At 43.8% G+C, this 16,715-nt stretch carries 12 protein-coding genes; 9 read left to right on the top strand and 3 right to left on the bottom strand.

The window, feature by feature from the left end; all coding sequences use genetic code 11:
- The first annotated feature begins 184 nt into the window (after positions 1 to 184).
- The 5 genes from ABDB91_RS14215 to ABDB91_RS14195 all read left to right on the top strand — a co-directional run bounded on the left by ABDB91_RS14215 (position 185) and on the right by ABDB91_RS14195 (position 7,092).
- Positions 185 to 1,441 carry a CoB--CoM heterodisulfide reductase iron-sulfur subunit A family protein gene (locus tag ABDB91_RS14215; protein ID WP_347488365.1) on the top strand — a complete coding sequence of 419 codons (1,257 nt, stop codon included), beginning with the start codon at positions 185 to 187 and terminating at the stop codon, positions 1,439 to 1,441.
- Positions 1,441 to 3,645: an FAD-dependent oxidoreductase gene (locus ABDB91_RS14210; RefSeq protein ID WP_347488364.1), complete on the top strand. Its 2,205-nt coding sequence runs from the start codon at positions 1,441 to 1,443 to the stop codon at positions 3,643 to 3,645. The genes ABDB91_RS14215 and ABDB91_RS14210 overlap by 1 nt, the downstream gene beginning before the upstream one ends.
- A 105-nt stretch (positions 3,646 to 3,750) precedes the next feature.
- On the top strand, positions 3,751 to 4,347 hold the full coding sequence (locus ABDB91_RS14205) for a 4Fe-4S dicluster domain-containing protein (RefSeq protein WP_347488363.1): 597 nt from the start codon (positions 3,751 to 3,753) through the stop codon (positions 4,345 to 4,347).
- On the top strand, positions 4,347 to 5,225 hold the full coding sequence (locus ABDB91_RS14200) for a CoB--CoM heterodisulfide reductase iron-sulfur subunit B family protein (protein ID WP_347488362.1): 879 nt from the start codon (positions 4,347 to 4,349) through the stop codon (positions 5,223 to 5,225). Before ABDB91_RS14205 ends, ABDB91_RS14200 begins: the two co-directional genes overlap by 1 nt.
- A 442-nt stretch (positions 5,226 to 5,667) precedes the next feature.
- The gene (locus tag ABDB91_RS14195; RefSeq protein WP_347488361.1) at positions 5,668 to 7,092 is read left to right on the top strand and encodes an ArsB/NhaD family transporter; all 1,425 of its coding nucleotides are present in this window, start codon (positions 5,668 to 5,670) and stop codon (positions 7,090 to 7,092) included.
- Positions 7,093 to 7,146: 54 nt separating this feature from the next.
- On the opposite strand, the gene ABDB91_RS14190 is transcribed toward ABDB91_RS14195, so the two are convergent.
- Positions 7,147 to 7,728: a CBS domain-containing protein gene (locus ABDB91_RS14190; protein ID WP_347488360.1), complete on the bottom strand. Its 582-nt coding sequence runs from the start codon at positions 7,726 to 7,728 to the stop codon at positions 7,147 to 7,149.
- Between the two features lie 587 nt (positions 7,729 to 8,315).
- Here ABDB91_RS14190 and ABDB91_RS14185 point away from each other — a divergent pair.
- The 3 genes from ABDB91_RS14185 (at position 8,316) to ABDB91_RS14175 (ending at position 13,246) form a co-directional block, all read left to right on the top strand.
- On the top strand, positions 8,316 to 9,800 hold the full coding sequence (locus ABDB91_RS14185; protein WP_347488359.1) for a DASS family sodium-coupled anion symporter: 1,485 nt from the start codon (positions 8,316 to 8,318) through the stop codon (positions 9,798 to 9,800).
- A 305-nt stretch (positions 9,801 to 10,105) separates the two neighbouring features.
- Positions 10,106 to 11,767 carry a hypothetical protein gene (locus ABDB91_RS14180; RefSeq protein ID WP_347488358.1) on the top strand — a complete coding sequence of 554 codons (1,662 nt, stop codon included), beginning with the start codon at positions 10,106 to 10,108 and terminating at the stop codon, positions 11,765 to 11,767.
- Between the two features lie 318 nt (positions 11,768 to 12,085).
- Positions 12,086 to 13,246 (top strand): trypsin-like peptidase domain-containing protein, encoded by a 1,161-nt coding sequence (locus tag ABDB91_RS14175; RefSeq protein WP_347488357.1) that lies wholly within the window; start codon positions 12,086 to 12,088, stop codon positions 13,244 to 13,246.
- A 185-nt stretch (positions 13,247 to 13,431) separates the two neighbouring features.
- On the opposite strand, the gene ABDB91_RS14170 is transcribed toward ABDB91_RS14175, so the two are convergent.
- Positions 13,432 to 14,964, bottom strand: coding sequence for a long-chain-fatty-acid--CoA ligase (locus ABDB91_RS14170; protein ID WP_347488356.1), 1,533 nt, complete (start codon positions 14,962 to 14,964; stop codon positions 13,432 to 13,434).
- A gap of 507 nt (positions 14,965 to 15,471) precedes the next feature.
- On the opposite strand from ABDB91_RS14170, the gene ABDB91_RS14165 reads away from it, so the two are divergent.
- Positions 15,472 to 15,912 (top strand): hypothetical protein, encoded by a 441-nt coding sequence (locus ABDB91_RS14165; RefSeq protein WP_347488355.1) that lies wholly within the window; start codon positions 15,472 to 15,474, stop codon positions 15,910 to 15,912.
- Between the two features lie 91 nt (positions 15,913 to 16,003).
- On the opposite strand, the gene ABDB91_RS14160 is transcribed toward ABDB91_RS14165, so the two are convergent.
- The gene (locus tag ABDB91_RS14160) at positions 16,004 to 16,714 is read right to left on the bottom strand and encodes a hypothetical protein (RefSeq protein ID WP_347488354.1); all 711 of its coding nucleotides are present in this window, start codon (positions 16,712 to 16,714) and stop codon (positions 16,004 to 16,006) included.
- Between the last annotated feature and the right edge of the window lies 1 nt (position 16,715).

Raw genomic sequence — 16,715 nt, 5'->3', positions numbered from 1 at the left:
AGCCCTGGCTGTGTAATGCTGTAGGGACTGGGCGAATTTTTAACGGATTTATTATTTTGCCAGGCGTCCTTACAGGCCGCCTGGAGTTTTTTTTCATTCCCGGTGGCTGTAAGAAAAAAATCACAATAGTTTTAAATGATTATGGATAAATACAAACAGGGGAGAAATGGCGTGGTGATAAAATATGGCAAATAAAAGTATATTAGTGGTAGGGGGGGGCATAAGCGGTATAACCGCGGCCCTGGAAGCCGCTGAAACAGGCCAGCAAGTATACATTGTGGAGAAAAAGCCGTATCTTGGCGGTAAGGTAGCTCAGGTAAACCAGTATTTCCCCAAACTGTGTCCGCCTAACTGTGGTTTGGAAATCAACTTTCAGCGGATTAAAAAGAACCCGCGGGTTAACTTCTTTACCATGGCGGAAGTTGAAAGTATTTCCGGACAGGAAGGCAACTTTGATGTTACCGTAAAAATAAACCCGCGTTATGTTAACGAAAATTGTACCGGTTGCAATCAGTGTGCTGATGTCTGTCCCGCTCAAAGGCCTAATGACTTTAACTATGGTATGGATAAGACTAAGGCTGTTTACCTGCCGCATCAATTTGCTTTCCCCATGAAATATGTTATTGATATGGATGCATGTCAGGGGGCGGAGTGCGGTAAATGTGTCAATGCCTGCGTATATGATGCCATTGATTTAAGCATGCAGCCCAAGACAATTAACTTAAATGTGGGCGCTATTGTGTGGGCAACCGGTTGGGATGCCTATGACGCGACCAAACTCAGCTATTATGGTTTTGGCTGTTATGACAATGTTATTACTAATGTAATGATGGAAAGATTGGCTGCTGTTAACGGGCCGACCGGCGGCAAGATTGTACGTCCTTCCGACGGTAAGGAAATTAAGAGCATTGCTTTTATTCAATGTGCCGGTTCCCGGGATGAAAATCATTTAAAAGCATGCTCTTCCGTGTGTTGCCTGGCTTCTTTAAAACAAGCAACTTATGTGCGGGAACAATACCCCGAGGCGGAAATCTATATCTATTACATTGATATCAGAGCGCGGGGCAAGTATGAAGACTTCTATACCAAGGTGGAGCGGGAGGCCAACGTTCAATTTATCAAGGGTAAGGCCGGTGAGATCAAAGAGGATTCGTCAACCAAACAATTGATTGTTGTGGCCGAAAACCAGATTGAACAAAAAATTGAAGAAAGAGCTTATGACATGGTAGTGCTGGCCACCGGCATGGCGCCTGCCACTGCTAAGTCCATGGTGCCCGCCGATATGGCTTATGACGAGGACGGCTTTGTGATATCCGGTTCGCAGCCTGGTATCTATGCCGCCGGATGCGTCAAAAATCCGTTGGACGTTGCCTCAGCTGTAAGAGATGCCACAGCTACAGCACTTAAGGCGATCCAATCTACGGTGAGGGGGCAACAGTAATGGAAAAAAAGATAGCCGTATATATTTGTTCAGGATGCGGAATTGGTGATGCCCTGGATATAGATGCGCTGTCAAAGGTGGCATCTAAGGAATATAAAGCCGATATATGCAAAAGTGATGCTTTCCTTTGCGGAAAAAACGGCCTTGAATTAATTAAGAAGGACATTGCCGAGGAGGGTGTCAATACAGTTGTTGTAGCAGGCTGCTCTTCCAGGGTTAACACAGATGTATTTAATTTTGGATCTGACAAAATAGTGGAAAGAGTGAATCTGCGGGAACAGGTTGCCTGGTCTCATACCGGCGATGACGAAGATACCCAAATGTTGGCCGAAGATTATGTGCGCATGTCTCTGGCCAAGCTTAAAAACTTGAATATCCCGGAACCGTTTATCGGCGAGAATTTATCCAGTACTGTTTTGGTAATCGGTGGCGGATTTACCGGACTGACAGCCGCGTTGGAGTCGGCCAGAGCCGGATATAAAACAGTGTTGGTGGAAAAGGAAGCTGTGTTGGGTGGCTATGTAGGCAAAATGTATAAGCAAGTACCCATGAAGCCTCCCTTTACCGAATTAGAAGAAAATAGCATTCCCGCTTTGATTAAGGCGGCAGAAGACGCCGGTGTCAAGGTTTATACATCGGCTGTTATAGCCAAAACAGCCGGGGGGCCCGGTATGTTTGATGTCACCATTGCCCAAAATGGCACTGACATTGAAGAAAGAGTGGGTGCTATTGTTCTAGCCACCGGTGCTAAGCCGTATGAACCCGAGAAATTGGGCCACCTGGGCTTTGGCAAGTATGGAAATGTGATCACTCAGTCTATGTTTGAAGAGATGGTTGCCGCGGGCAAGATGGAAGCCAATAAAGTGGCTTTTATCCAGTGCGCCGGCTCCAGGGACCAGGAGCATCTGCCGTATTGTTCAGCCGCCTGCTGTATTGAATCAATTAAACAAGCCTTATACGTAAAAGAAAAGAACGAAGAAGCTAATGTATACGTTTACTATAAGGATATCCGTTCCAATGGCCAGTACGAGCACTTTTATAAAAGAGCTCAGCAGGAAGGCGTTATTTTTATTAAGGGCGATGTTACTGACATTAGTGAAAGCGACGGTCAGTTGACTATTGAAGCGGATGACCATACTATGGGCACAAAATCTGAAGCTGATGAGTTTGACCTGGTGGTGCTGGCCAACGGTATGGTTCCCACCGCCGCGCTTGGCGATCTGGTTGAACAGGAAGCCGAGGAGGAAGCCGCTGCGGCATCTGATGAGCCCAAGGCGACAGTGCCTCCTGTTGTCAAGTCCAATTTGTTGAACCTTGAATACCGGCAAGGTCCGGAACTGCCGGCGCTTAAATATGGTTTTCCAGATTCACACTATATTTGCTTCCCATATGAAACCAGACGTACCGGTATTTACGCTGCCGGTGTGGTAAGGGCTCCCATGGATATGCTTTCGGCTGTGGAAGATGCCACCGGTGCCGCTCTCAAAGCTATCCAGTGTATTGAATCCACCATTAAAGGGGAAGCGGTGCACCCACGTTCCGGCGATATGTCTTTCCCTGAATTTAATATGAACCGCTGTACCCAGTGCAAACGCTGCACGGAAGAATGTCCCTTTGGAGCCATTAATGAAGACGCCAAGGGTAATCCACTGCCTAATCCCACCCGCTGCAGAAGGTGCGGGACATGCATGGGCGCCTGCCCTGAGCGGATTATATCCTTTAAAAACTACTCGGTGCCGATGATCGGCAATATGGTCAAAGCTGTTGAAGTTCCCGAGGAAGCCGATGAAAAACCGAGGATTCTTATATTTGCCTGTGAAAACGATGCTATTCCCGCTCTGGATATGGCCGGTATCAATCACATCCAGTACAACCCCTGGGTGCGGATTATACCTGTGCGCTGCCTGGGTTCACTGAACCTGGTATGGGTTAACGATGCCATGGCCAAGGGCTTTGACGGCGTTATGTTATTAGGCTGCAAACACGGCGATGATTATCAGTGTCACTTTATGAAGGGTAGTGAACTTGCTGAAATTCGTCTTTCCAAGATATCTGAGACATTAAACAGGCTTGGTTTGGAATCCGAGCGGGTACGGGCTACCACGGTGAATATTATGGATTACGACAAGATTCCCGCAATGTTGGATGATTTTGCCGCTGAGCTTGAAGAATTAGGGCCCAACCCAATGAAGGATTTTCAGTAGGCAATAATGCACCTCTGGTTTATTAGCACTGAAATAGATAGAAAGGGCGGCCATTAAAGGCCGTCCTGCACTCCTTTAAAAAATAGAAAAGGAGCATGTTCTTTTATGGAGCAAACAAATAAATTACCTGAAAAGGTAAAATATGATTTGAAATTTGCCCGGGAGATATATAGTTTAGAAAATGGTAGTTATATTAAGCAATGCATGCAGTGCGGTATGTGTGCCATATCGTGCGCAACTCGAGATATTATGGATTATTCACCAAGAAGGTTGTTTAATTTAATTAAGCTTGGCAAAAAAGACGAGGTTATGCAAGCCAATACATTTTGGTATTGTACTTCATGCTGCACCTGCCTGGTGCGCTGTCCCAGGGGGGTTCCCCTGGTTGATGTAATGCACGATCTTAAAAAGTATGCCTTGGATAACGGGTATGGCGATTACCCCCAGGCTGCTTTCTATAAAGCTTTTTGGGCGGAAGTGGCTGGTCGCGGCAAGTCCTTTGAGGGTGGTATAACAGCCCGCTATTTCTTGTTCCGTGGCTTAGACGAAGTGCTAAAGTATATGGCATTGAGAGACGTGGGTATCAATATGCTCAAACATCGCCGGTTACCTTTACTGCCGCCTAAAAAAGTTAAGGATTTGGGCAACTTGAAAAAAATTATTCGTAAAGCTCGGGAACTTAGCGGGAAGGAGGCCAGATAATGAAATACAGCTTTTATCCCGGTTGTTCCATGGAGGCAACGGCTCAAGCCAATTTAAAATCAACTGAGGCTGTAGCGCATGCTCTTGATCTGCAATTGGAGGAAATACCCGATTGGAACTGCTGTGGTGCGACAGTGGCCTCCGGTGTAGTGGGGGACTTTACCCAGCAGGTGATGACCGGGCGTAATTTAGCCATAGCTGAGCCTAAGGGGCAGGATGTGGTGACCGGTTGCAGTTCATGTTATCTGAGCCTGGCCCGTACAAATAAACGTTTTAAGGAAGATGAGCACTTTAAGGCTATGGCCAATGAGGCGCTGGCCGCGGGCGGTTACCAGTATAACGGTACGCTGCGGGTGCGCCAGTTCCTGGAAGTGGTTATCAGTGATGTGGGTTTTGAAAGAATTACTAAAAGAATCAAGCGCTCGCTTAAAGGGCTTAAAGTGGCCGGATATGTAGGTTGTCAAACAGTACGGGCTATTCCGTACGAGTTTGACGATCCGGAATACCCCGTGATGTTTGATCGATTAATAGAGTCCATGGGGGCGGAAGCCACCGCTTTTCCCATGAGAACTCGTTGCTGTGGCAGTTCTCACGCTTTAGCCGGAACTGATATAGTTGTTGACAGTATCCACAGGCTTTTCGATTCGGCGGCCCAGGGTGGGGCGCAGGTTATCGTTACTCCCTGCCCGATGTGCCAGATGAATCTGGATGCGTATCAGCAACGAGTCAACCAGCTGCGTGGAACCAATTTTAATATGCCGATTTTATTTTTTACTCAATTAATGGCCATAGCCTTTGATTTACCGACCGATGCCTGGGCGCTTAAATATAACATTGTATCGCCATATGCTGCTCTGGCTCCTTATGGAGTGAGATAATAATGATTTATGCATTGACAATAGCTGTTAAGCTCCCTTCAAATAAGAAGGGAGCTTAACTTATTGTCAAGCACAGGCAGAAGGTGACAAAAACAAAAATAAATTTAAAGTATTTTGTATTTTTGAAAAAACAGAATTGAACCGGCGGCAGGGTTATGTTAAAATTAGTTATGTATTTAATATGGTAGTGACAAAACTAAATACTAATCTAGTTGTTTAAGATTTTTTTTTGCGGGTAATAGTAATATATTTCACAACGATCTGTATAGTGATCTGCTAGCGGTCATGTTTTGTGAGTGGTTTTTTCGATACATAAACGCAATTACCGACAAGTTAGTTCGCCGGAGGTGGGGTAAAATGAAAGTATTATAATTTGGCTATTGAAATATATGAGGCTAGCATAATTATATTACATTACACTGCTGACAAAGGGGGAAGAGACTTGCCGGAGCATTTGCAAATTTATTTCGCTACTGCGATATTTTTAATTACCTATGCCATAATAGTGTCAGAGAAAATACACCGGGCTGTTATCGCCCTGGTGGGTGCGGCCCTAATTGCTGTAACTAAAATTTTGAGCCCTGAAGAAGCGGTACAACATATTGATTTTAACACCATTGGTTTGTTGGTGGGTATGATGATCATCGTAGGCATTACGCGCCAGACAGGTGTTTTCGAGTTTTTGGCTATTAAAGCGGCCAAAAACTCTAAGGGCGAGCCGCTGAAAATCATGGCGGCACTTTCACTGGTTACCGCGGTTTTATCTGCTTTCCTTGATAATGTCACCACCGTACTGCTTATAGTACCGGTTACGTTTGCCATTGCCCAGAAACTTAAAATAAATCCCATGCCGATACTAATTGCTGAAATATTTGCCTCCAATATAGGTGGCACCGCCACTTTAATCGGTGACCCGCCCAACATTATGATTGGCAGTGCAACCCATCTGGGTTTCATGGACTTTATCATTAATCTTACCCCTGTTATCGTAGTTGTGTATGTGGTTACCCTGACCCTGATGCGTTTAATATACCGGTCTCAACTGGTGGCCGACCCGGAACGGCAGGCTAAGATAATGGAATTAAACGAGTACGATGAACTTAAAGATATGCAATTACTGCGTAAATGTCTGATTGTGCTGGCGCTTACCATAACCGGTTTTGTTCTGCACCAATACGTACATTTGGAGTCTTCGGTAATAGCCCTGACCGGCGCCAGCTTGCTGCTTCTGATCAGCCGTGAGGATCCGGAACATGCGCTGCATGCTGTGGAGTGGCCCGTAATATTCTTCTTCATTGGTCTATTCGTGCTGGTGGGCGGTCTTGTTAAAACAGGAGTTATTGCGGCAGTGGCCGCTGCCGCTATGGATATAACCGGCGGTGCCTGGATTCCCACTTCTATGCTGATACTATGGCTCTCGGGTATAGCATCTGCCTTTGTGGATAATATCCCCTTTGTTGCTACCATGATTCCCATGATTCATGATATGGGGAATTTAATGGGTGTAACCGATCCCACCGCTCTGAATTTGTTCTGGTGGTCACTGTCTCTGGGTGCCTGCCTGGGTGGGAACGGCACAATCATAGGCGCTTCCGCCAACGTTGTGGTGATCGGCATGGCGGAAAAACGGGGTGTCGCTATAACCTTTATGAAATATTTAGTGGTGGCTTTTCCCCTGATGTTGGTGTCGTTGGTGCTGTGCAGCGCTTACATGTTGTTATGGCATATTTACCCCGAAGCGATAACCATTATTGCAACATTGGGTTTCGGCTTACTGGTTGCACTTGCCGCTATGCCTATTAACAAGGCGCTTGAAAAACAAGCGGTCAAGAAGGAACAAAAGGGATCGGATTTAAAATCAGTTTAAAGTTTATTAAGGCACCTCAATGGAGGTGCCTTAATAGTTCAATAGCATACCTCATTACATTTGCTTCGCATCAAGGGCCAGGTTGCCCACATATGGCGCACCAGAGACTTCCGCTGTGGTAATCAGCCGGGATATTTCATAAAACAAATCCGCTCTTCGCACCATACCTACAATACGCTCTTTATTCTTCACCGCTACCTCATCGATATTGTTTTGGATCATAAGATAAGCTGCCTTAAGCAGAGTATCTTTAACGTCAACAAAATTGTCCATGGCTCGCATATAGTCGATAACCTTCTTGTTGGTAGCTTCCACACAACGCTCGGTGAGCAGGCCCTCCCAAAAGAGAGCTTTAGCCCAGACGTTGTAAGGCTTTGTGCCGCCAAATATAGTTCCCTTTAAGTGAGAGGGTTCGATTGCCGAAAGTAATTCCGCAATGCCAAATGTGCCGACCAGTTCATTGTTTTTCACAACGAAAACGCATTGGCGACCTGTTCGGGGCTTATTTTTTTGTAAGGTATACGCATTCATCAGTACCTGGACGGCATCCTTGAGAGTTGCCCGGGCTGATACTGTAGGGTAATCATATATTGGAATCATAATGTTGTGTATTTTTCTTTCACAAGGATTTACCATGTTAAATCCCTCCCTTTAATTTATACCTGATGGATATATTGCGACTTTAAAAGTAGTGACAAAAAAATTCATAAGATTATTGTCAAAGGGCTTTAATTGTGATATCATTAACAAAGGCATTGGTACTAATTTAAAAGTAAATTTGGTGACAATTTCTCTTATACCCGCTTTGTTATGGTGGGGTGCGGGGGTTAATTCGGTTGAGACATAGCAGTTGAAGGTTTCTAATTTTAGGGAAGCGGGCTTTGACCGGGTGGGGGCCAGGTTAAAGCCGCTTCCCGAAGCAATTTTATTATTTAACACCCCCTTAATGGTATAATAATGATATTTTGATACCTGCATTTTAAGTGTATATATTTAATAGCTATTATATACTAAGAGCTAATTTAGTGCAATATTTCACATGTAAAAAATGATATTTTTGCGGAACTGTTATTGCAAATAAAATAGGTTCTTTTACATATATAAGCTGTCGCGTGCACCTTTTACGAAATAAAGGGTGCTGTTTTTTTCGCCCCGGTTGAAGTATAATAAAAAGATAATTAATTCACATCATGTCCGTTCTATATTAACAAATGGGGGGACATATGACTACACGCAAAGTCATTGATTTGCAGGATTTAAAACATAAAGACAAGCCACCCGGTGTTGATAAGGTGTCCACATACGGTAGTCCAAGGCGTCATTTTGATGATCGTAAGTGGCTTATACTGGCGGTAATGATGCTTGGCTTTATTTGCTTCATGCCCACCCCGGATGGCCTTTCCGATAATGGGAAATATGCTATTGGCCTGTGGGTCTTTGTAGTGGTTTGTTTCTTGACTGAGGCTATTCCCCTTCCTATGACGGCGATGATCATCGGATCCTTTCAGATTATCTCGGGTATCGGTGGATATCAAGATGTTCCGCGTACTTTTATGGATGACGCCATTGTCTTCATCATGGGTGTACTGATGATGGGGGCTATGCTGGTTAAATATAATATACACAGTAAGATAGCCATGTATATGCTTAAGATATCCGGTACGCGTATTGACCGGGTGGTATTAGGCATGGTTGCCTTCTGCGCTTTAAGCGCAGGGTTTATTACCGAGCATGCCACGGTAACAATAATGTTGCCCATCGGTGTTGGTGTTGTATCTCTTAGCGGGGGTATCAAAAAGGTACCTAAGCTTGGTAAGCTTATGATGCTGGCCATTGCTTACGGGGTGATTATTGGCGGAGTGGCTACTCCATCCGGCGGAGCCCGTAATGCTCTTATGCTTAGCTATTTGAATAGTTTGGGGGTTAACCTGGGTTACGGTCAGTGGATGTTGATGGCCTTTCCTTTTACTTTGCTCATGATTCCTGTAGTTAGTTATTGGTTATTGAAATTGTTTAAGCCTGAAGTGAATGATTTAAAGGAAGTATTGGAAAGGATTCAACAGGAAATGGATGCTGACGGTCCAATGACGGTTAAAGCTAAACTTGCCCTGTCTATATTTTTAGCGGTGGTAGTTGGCTGGGTATTATTTAGCCGCCAGTTCGGAGTAGGCAATATAGCCATGATAGGCATTATTGCCGCGGCAATTTTAGGTTTGGTGGATTGGAGTTACTTGCAGCAGAGAACTCAGTGGGGTGTAGTGCTTCTTTATGCAGGTGCTATATCCATGGGCAAAATGTTGGTAGCCACCGGTGCGGCAGCCTGGCTGGCTAAACAACTATTGGCCGCTGCGGCTGCCTTTGGGGTGACCAAAGGGTTGCCGCTTTTAGCCGCTACGACTACGATAACGGCATTGGCAACTAATACCATGGCTGATGGTCCTACGGTGGCCTTCTTGGGACCTGTGTTTATAAAAGCGGCGGAATTGACCGGCACTTCTCCTGCTGCCATCGGCGTAGCTACGTCACTGGGGTCGGCTTTTTCTTTTCTGTTGGTTATTGCAACTCCCGCTAATGCTATTGTCTATGGGCCGGGTTTTTTGAAGGCCGCAGATTTTTTAAAAGCCGGCAGTCTTTTGTTTATATTATCAGTTATTCTCTCAGTAGCTGTCCTGGCGGGTATATGGTGGCATATACTAGGCATTTGGTGAAAATGAGTGACAATATTTAGGTTAAACACATTTGGCCAAACGTTTCTGACTTTTATGACTATTTAAATATAGATGGTGAAATATTGCACAAACGCTGTTGATGTGCTATAGTAGTTTTAAATAGATATAATGTTTTCCCATGGAGAACGTAGCGAGAGGTACGAAAGGTAGTGTGCAAAAGTGGTGAAAACCACATTGCTAAGTTAATTGCTCAACAACTATTGGGTTGTCGAATAATTACTGAAGGAATTGTCTGATTAGGCATTAGTACCGGTTATATTTTATTTATAAAGGTGGTGATTCTAATGTTTTTCCGGAAAATAACAAGCCGGAGTAACGGTAGAGAATATACCTACCTGAAATTAATAGAAAATTACAGGGAAGGCGATAAAGTAAAACAGCGGGTGGTAGCCAATCTTGGCAGTATGGATAAATTAACGCCGGACAAAGTCAGTGGGTTGATTGCCGGCCTGTCTAAAATTTGTGGTATTGATGAACGTCAATCCAATAACTTGGAGACTAAAAAAATTTTACGTTATGGAGAAGTCCTGGCAATACATAAAATATGGAAGTTGCTGGGGATGGAAAAAGTTATAGAAGATATTGCCGCTGTGGGCAAAGATGTTGCTCCGTTGCTGCCTTTGTTGGTTGAATTAATGGCCATTAACCAGATTATTAAACCGCAGCACAAACAGGCTATTAGTGATTGGTATAAATGTTTGTATATGCCATTGCTGTCAGATGTGGAATTGTCTGCTCATCATTTTTACCGGGCCCTGGACGTGGTTGCTGATTGTAAGGAGGAGTTGGAAAGGGCTATATTTAAAAGGTTAACTTCTCTAATGCATATTAATACCGATCTTGCTTTTTGTCGGCTTACCACAGGGATGATTGAACCGGCGCCGCGAGAGGAATTAAACCTAACATCCTATGGGATGTATATGCTTGGAGAGCCTGGGGAGTATCAGAAGGTTGACTTTGGATTACTTGTTAGCCGGGACGGTATGCCTTTAGGGCATCGCATTCTGCGGGAAACGTCTGAAGACCGGGAACTTAAAGAGGTGGTAAATTATCTAAAGGGAAGCTTTGGTATAGATAAATGTATTTTTATTGGTGAACGCAACGTTATAAATAATCCTGCTCTGGAGATTTTAGTTGCACATAATTACGATTATATTATAGGCAGTAAGTTTATTACTAAGCAATATCGCGAATTGTTTACCCATGAGTGGTGTGCTAACAGGCATGAATTTCAGGAACTTGCTGAAGACTTATGGTTTAAAGAATTAAGAGATGGCGACACTCGTTATTTGTTGTGTAGTAACCCTATGGTATCAGAGCAGATGAAAGCATTGCTCAGTGAGCGACTTCATGATATAGAGAATGAATTAAAGTCTATTAAAAAAACAGTATGTGATAGGCGTGGTACAAAAAACAAGTCTGTATTTAATAGAAACCTGCCTGTTTTTAAAGATAGTTACTGCCGTAAATATTTTGAATGGCATTACAATGAATCAACCATGGAATTTAATTACCGGCGAAGAGATGACTTGCTTGACTATGATACTGACCTGGTTGGAGCCTTTCTCCTGGAAACAAATAACGACTTTCTCAGGGGACAGGAAATACTAAAAGCTTACACAAGTCTTACTCTTTTAGGTGAATCATTGCGTGAAATAGAAAACTTTGAACCTTGGCCCAATTTGCTTTATGCTGAACTCAAGGTGTCGGCCAATATATTTATTTGTGTTTTGGCTGCCATGTTGGAAAAAACTATGGAAATATTAATTCGCCAGTCCGGATTATCCTTGGATACACGCCAAGCGTTGCTGTTGCTTGAAGACATTAAAGTTGTTATCAATCAATTGGGTGATCAAGAATTTAAATCAATGACCAATATATCCCAACCCCAAGAGGCAATTTTAAACGCTATCGGCTTGTTTAAGGAACAACGTACGGTAATTTAATATAGCAATTTTCCAGCTTTTCAGAATGTGCTTTGTAATAGTTGTCTCTCTCCTGAGACAACTATTTTCATTGTGTAATAATTCTCATACAATGTTGCAACACCCATACACTTTGCACTTACTTTTGTATAACATAATAACACATTACGGTCAGTTAGTTCAATAGTTTTTTGAAAAATTGTCACTATTATTTGTCATTACTTACCCTGTCATGGAGAACAAGAGTGTGTTGTTATAGGCGGGTTTGTTAGTGATAGATAGAAAAGAGGTCTTTTATCTGGTATTATAATAGCTAACGAGATATGAGGGGGTATCAGGGTGTTGGGTGGATTCAGACGGTCCTTATTATTTATCGGTCTGGCTGCGTTTATTGCCGGTATTATGTTTGCCGGGGGCTGCCTGCTTGTCAATGATATAAAAGGGGACAGCGGCCAAAACACCAATATTTTGCCCGGCAATAATGCATCTGCCGAGCAGGTTGCACCGGGGGTAAGCGCCGGTACTATAGCGGATATTGTTAAAAATACCGGGCCTGCTGTTGTTAAAATAAATGTGGAAATAATAAGTCAGGGTACGCGTAATGACCCTTTATGGAATGATCCTTTTTTCCGTTATTTCTTTGGTTCTCCCGGACAGCAGCCGCATAGGGAGAGTGGCATGGGATCGGGGTTTATTATTTCTTCCGACGGCTACATCTTGACTAATGAGCATGTCATATCGGGCGCCGATAAAATAACCGTGTTAATGCAAGATAGTGATAAGGAGTATACTGCAAGTTTGGTCGGTGCGGATTATGATCTTGATTTGGCGGTTTTAAAAATAAAGGCCGGGAATAGTTTGCCTTATTTAAAGATGGGTAACTCCAGTGGTATTAAAGTTGGTAATTGGGTTATTGCTATTGGCAACCCATTTGGTTTTGACCATACGGTTACTGTGGGCGTAATTAGCGCAAAGGGCAGGCCGGTACCTGTGGAGGGGCGGTATTATAAAAATCTGTTGCAAACGGATGCCGCCATTAACCCTGGCAACAGCGGTGGTCCCCTGCTGGACCTGCGTGGTGAAGTAATCGGTATTAATACAGCGGTGGCTCAGGCTCAGGGAATTGGTTTTGCCATACCAACCAGTACGGTGGATGAGGTACTTGATGAGCTAATGAAGAAAGGAAAGGTAATCAGGCCGTGGCTGGGTATTCAAATGCACGACTTAACACCGGATTTGGTAGACTATTTGGGTTTGGCAAATGCCGAAGGGGTGGTTGTGGTCGGTGTAGTGTCCGGCAGTCCTGCCGCCGGGTCCGGTTTGCGTCAGGGTGACGTTATATTGGAGATAGATAAAAAGTCTGTTACAAGCTCCGAGCAACTGGCGGAGGAGATTAAAAAGGCTGAAATTGGACAAAAGCTACTGCTGCGGGTGTTTAGGGAACGCAATGCGATGTATATCACCGTGCAGGTGGGGGAAAAACCTGCTCAAATGCAATAGCTAAAAAAGATTATTGGATAGTGTTAGCGGTAGTGCGTAGGGAAAAAGCGCGGATGGGGGGAAAACGGTAAAAACAAACCTGCCCCCAAGCGGGAGTATAAATAATGCCGTGTAAATGGCTTGATCCCGCTGTAAACTGGTTAAGCCGGTAATGGCTCTTTCCCGTTAAGTATGAAACCTCCGGTTTATACCGGAGGTTTTTGCTTGGCAATCCAACTTTGCAGTTCTTTGCGCATTAGCTTGCCTGATGATGTTTTGGGCAGATTATCTACAAAGCGGAAATAGCGAGGTATTTTATAATTCGCCATTTTATCTTTGCAAAATGTTTTTATCTCCGTTTCACTCAATTCATGATTGCTTCTTGGCATTACATAAGCCAGTACTTCTTCGCCCATTACCGCGTCCGGTACGCCCACCACGGCAACTTCAAATATACCCGGGTGATCGTAAAGCACTTCTTCAACCTCTCGGGGATTGATATTTATACCTCCGCGTATGATAAGATCTTTTTTGCGGTCTACAATGTACAGGTAGCCGTCCTGATCCGCATATGCCAGATCCCCGGTGTGAAACCAACCGTTACGCAGTGCCCAGCGGGTTTCCTCTTCCTTGTTTAAATAACCTTTCATTACGTTGGGACCACGTACAACAATTTCGCCCACCTGGCCTTGTGGAACCTCCCGGTCTTCGTAATCAAATATTTTTACTTCCACCCCGGGAATAGGTTCGCCTATAGATCCCTTCTTACCGGATTTATCTATAAAGTTGACCGTTACCACCGGGGATGTTTCGGTTAAGCCATAACCTTCGGTAAGGTAGATATTAAATCTTGAAACCAGTGACTCATAAAGATCTTTTGGCATACTGGCGGATCCACAAAGCGCTATGCGAAGTGAACTCGTTTTATACTTTTCCAACTCGGGGTACTTGAGCAGTAGGCTGTACATTGTAGGGGGTCCGAAAAAGAAGGTAATATTTTCTTCATCAATATTTCTTAAGACTTCTTCCGCACCTTTCCACCCCTCTTGTATTACAAGGGTGCCCCCCGAAACAATGGTACTGTTCATCACACAAGTTTGTGACCCCGCATGGTAGGCGGGTGCTGTTAGGAGAGCCCGATCTGACGGACCTAATGAGCAAACTTGGGAAAATGTCAATGCATTGCTGTATAGATTATAGTTGGTAAGCATTACCCCTTTGGGTTTGCCGGTTAGACCGGCAACATACATAATTTCGGCTACATCTTCACGGCTGTATTTTACGTCTTGAATGGCATTGGTGCCCTGATCGCATACTTGCCCGTATGTTTTAATGTCGTCTTCCGGGTTACAGCTGTTAACAATTATGCCGGCGGGAATATTTATGGATTGATTAATTTTATCGAATACTTCTTTCCTTTCCGGACAAGTTATAACAGCGGTCGGCATAGAATCCTTGATGATTACGCCCATTTCATTAATAGTATACTGGGGATTGACTGGCACTACTATGCCTTTCATGCGCATAATAGCATAATAGGCAATGATAAATTCAGGACAGTTTTTCATAGCCAACAGCACCCGGTCACCCGTTTTAATGCCAAGCTGTTTCATGCCGCTGGCCAATTGGCTGACCCGGGTATCTAATTGAGCGTAGGTCATCCTGCGGTTATTAAAAACTATTGCCTCCTGTCCCGGTGAAAGCCGGGCAATTTCTGCAAGCCTCATAGGCAGGTTCATATGGATACCCTCCTTGTTGTGCCGGAGTAGGGGTTTGACAATGACTTGTCCTATTATATATGAACTATTATATTCTATTCTAGTCTTTCATGTCATACAATATGATCCTCTATAAAATGATTCTCTATAAAAGTGTGGAAATCCTTCTTTGTTGAGATATTGTCAGGACCAAAAAGGTTATGATATGCAGACGGTAAAATATAATGACAAGTAATAACTGAATAAATAAAAATCCTTTAGGCTGCTTGTATTATTTAAAAAAAGCTTGCTAAAAAATGTGGTGACAAGGTAAAATATATACATTAGACAATAAGCATTTTAAAAATTTGCACAATTAACTTAATCCTATGCGTATCGCTTTAAATAAGCTCATGTTTAACAGGTGTACATTGTGAAACGTTAGACTATAATTATAGCGATTTTAGTTCGCAAAATTTGCTTTTCGGCATTAAAACAGTTCGCAAATCTCAAAATACGCTATCATATATGTAAGGGTGGTGAGTTAAAATGTCAAGTATATCTCACACAGGTAACCATGGTATTGAGTTGGGAACACCAGGCGTAGTCCAGCGATTACTGAGATCATTGGATGGCTTTTTTAGAACGCCATGCACTTCACGACAGGCCCGCATTTGGCATGGCAACTTTTCTTACCCCTTGATACCCAACACGTCCATTAGAAATTTTTATAACATGACTTCCGTAACAACAATTGATGCCGGTGATTGCTATATATGTAAATTTGATGAGGTTGGATACCAGGGAGATTATCAAATCATTGGTCCCGGAGAGAAAGCGCAGATTACGTGCTGCAATTCTCTGGTAGTCAGCAACCAAAAAATCTCCGTGACCGCGGTTCGTTATAACTCCAAGCCTCCCGCGGGGTACTGGGAGATGGATGGCCCAACTTATCTGGCGCACTTTTCCTCCGGATATCGTTATGCGTAAAATGTTATATATAAAATAGATATAAAAAAACTGCCGGCATTTATGCCGGCAGGATAAGTAGCGAGAGGGGACCGGGCTTTGCCCGGTTTCGTTATGCTTCGACCTTCTTAGCCGACTTGGACATGGTAATGCCGAATCCGTCAGCCAGGAAGTAGATGGAAAATCCGTACCACATGGTATATACCAGATAGAAAGCCAGCAGTAAGAAAACGACTCCTTTATAGTCCGCGACCTTTTTCGGTTCAATACCATAATAATTGTATGCAGGCTCCATTGCTTTTTTCATTACGCTTTGTATGGCAGTTGATTCCTTGAACATCTCCTGTTTATCCAGTGCGCCGCTTATCGCCTTGAATGAGCTGTACCAGCCATAGGCTGCGGTTCGGGCGTCTATGCCGTAATTATTGGCAACCTGATCGCCCTGGTTGTTGTACATGGCGTCACAGTCTCTGATGGATGCAGTGAAGATAGCGCCAAGATCGCCTCTAATAGCTATCTCATTGCTATTTACGCTGATATCAGCTCCGGCGGCGGTGTAAAGTTTACTCCAGGTTTCAGCTTCCATACTGTCGGCTGCCATGATATTCACGTTTATTTCATGACCGCTCATATTTTTCGCCTTTTCCATTTCGTCTTGGATAAAGTAAGCCGAACCTTTGGAAAGCGAGTTGAACATATCATCCGAATATTCCAGTCCGTTTCGGCCATTACCAAAGGATGGGGACATTATCCAGGCAAATATGGCCGCAAATGAAATCAACAGCAGCATTCCCAAAGTAAAGGTTTTCTTATTGGTTATCATA

The organism is Desulfoscipio sp. XC116, assembly GCF_039851975.1.
Lineage (GTDB): Bacteria > Bacillota > Desulfotomaculia > Desulfotomaculales > Desulfallaceae > Sporotomaculum.
This window is presented reverse-complemented; position numbering and strand designations above follow the sequence as displayed.

Excerpts from the sequence above, each read along its gene's own strand:
- ABDB91_RS14190 (WP_347488360.1), bottom strand. The coding sequence starts at position 7,728 with ATGGTAAATCCTTGTGAAAGAAAAATACACAACATTATGATTCCAATA.
- ABDB91_RS14170 (WP_347488356.1), bottom strand. The coding sequence starts at position 14,964 with ATGAACCTGCCTATGAGGCTTGCAGAAATTGCCCGGCTTTCACCGGGA.
- ABDB91_RS14160 (WP_347488354.1), bottom strand. The coding sequence starts at position 16,714 with ATGATAACCAATAAGAAAACCTTTACTTTGGGAATGCTGCTGTTGATT.
- ABDB91_RS14185 (WP_347488359.1), top strand. The coding sequence starts at position 8,316 with ATGACTACACGCAAAGTCATTGATTTGCAGGATTTAAAACATAAAGAC.
- ABDB91_RS14165 (WP_347488355.1), top strand. The coding sequence starts at position 15,472 with ATGTCAAGTATATCTCACACAGGTAACCATGGTATTGAGTTGGGAACA.
- ABDB91_RS14200 (WP_347488362.1), top strand. The coding sequence starts at position 4,347 with ATGAAATACAGCTTTTATCCCGGTTGTTCCATGGAGGCAACGGCTCAA.
- ABDB91_RS14205 (WP_347488363.1), top strand. The coding sequence starts at position 3,751 with ATGGAGCAAACAAATAAATTACCTGAAAAGGTAAAATATGATTTGAAA.
- ABDB91_RS14180 (WP_347488358.1), top strand. The coding sequence starts at position 10,106 with ATGTTTTTCCGGAAAATAACAAGCCGGAGTAACGGTAGAGAATATACC.
- ABDB91_RS14215 (WP_347488365.1), top strand. The coding sequence starts at position 185 with ATGGCAAATAAAAGTATATTAGTGGTAGGGGGGGGCATAAGCGGTATA.
- ABDB91_RS14210 (WP_347488364.1), top strand. The coding sequence starts at position 1,441 with ATGGAAAAAAAGATAGCCGTATATATTTGTTCAGGATGCGGAATTGGT.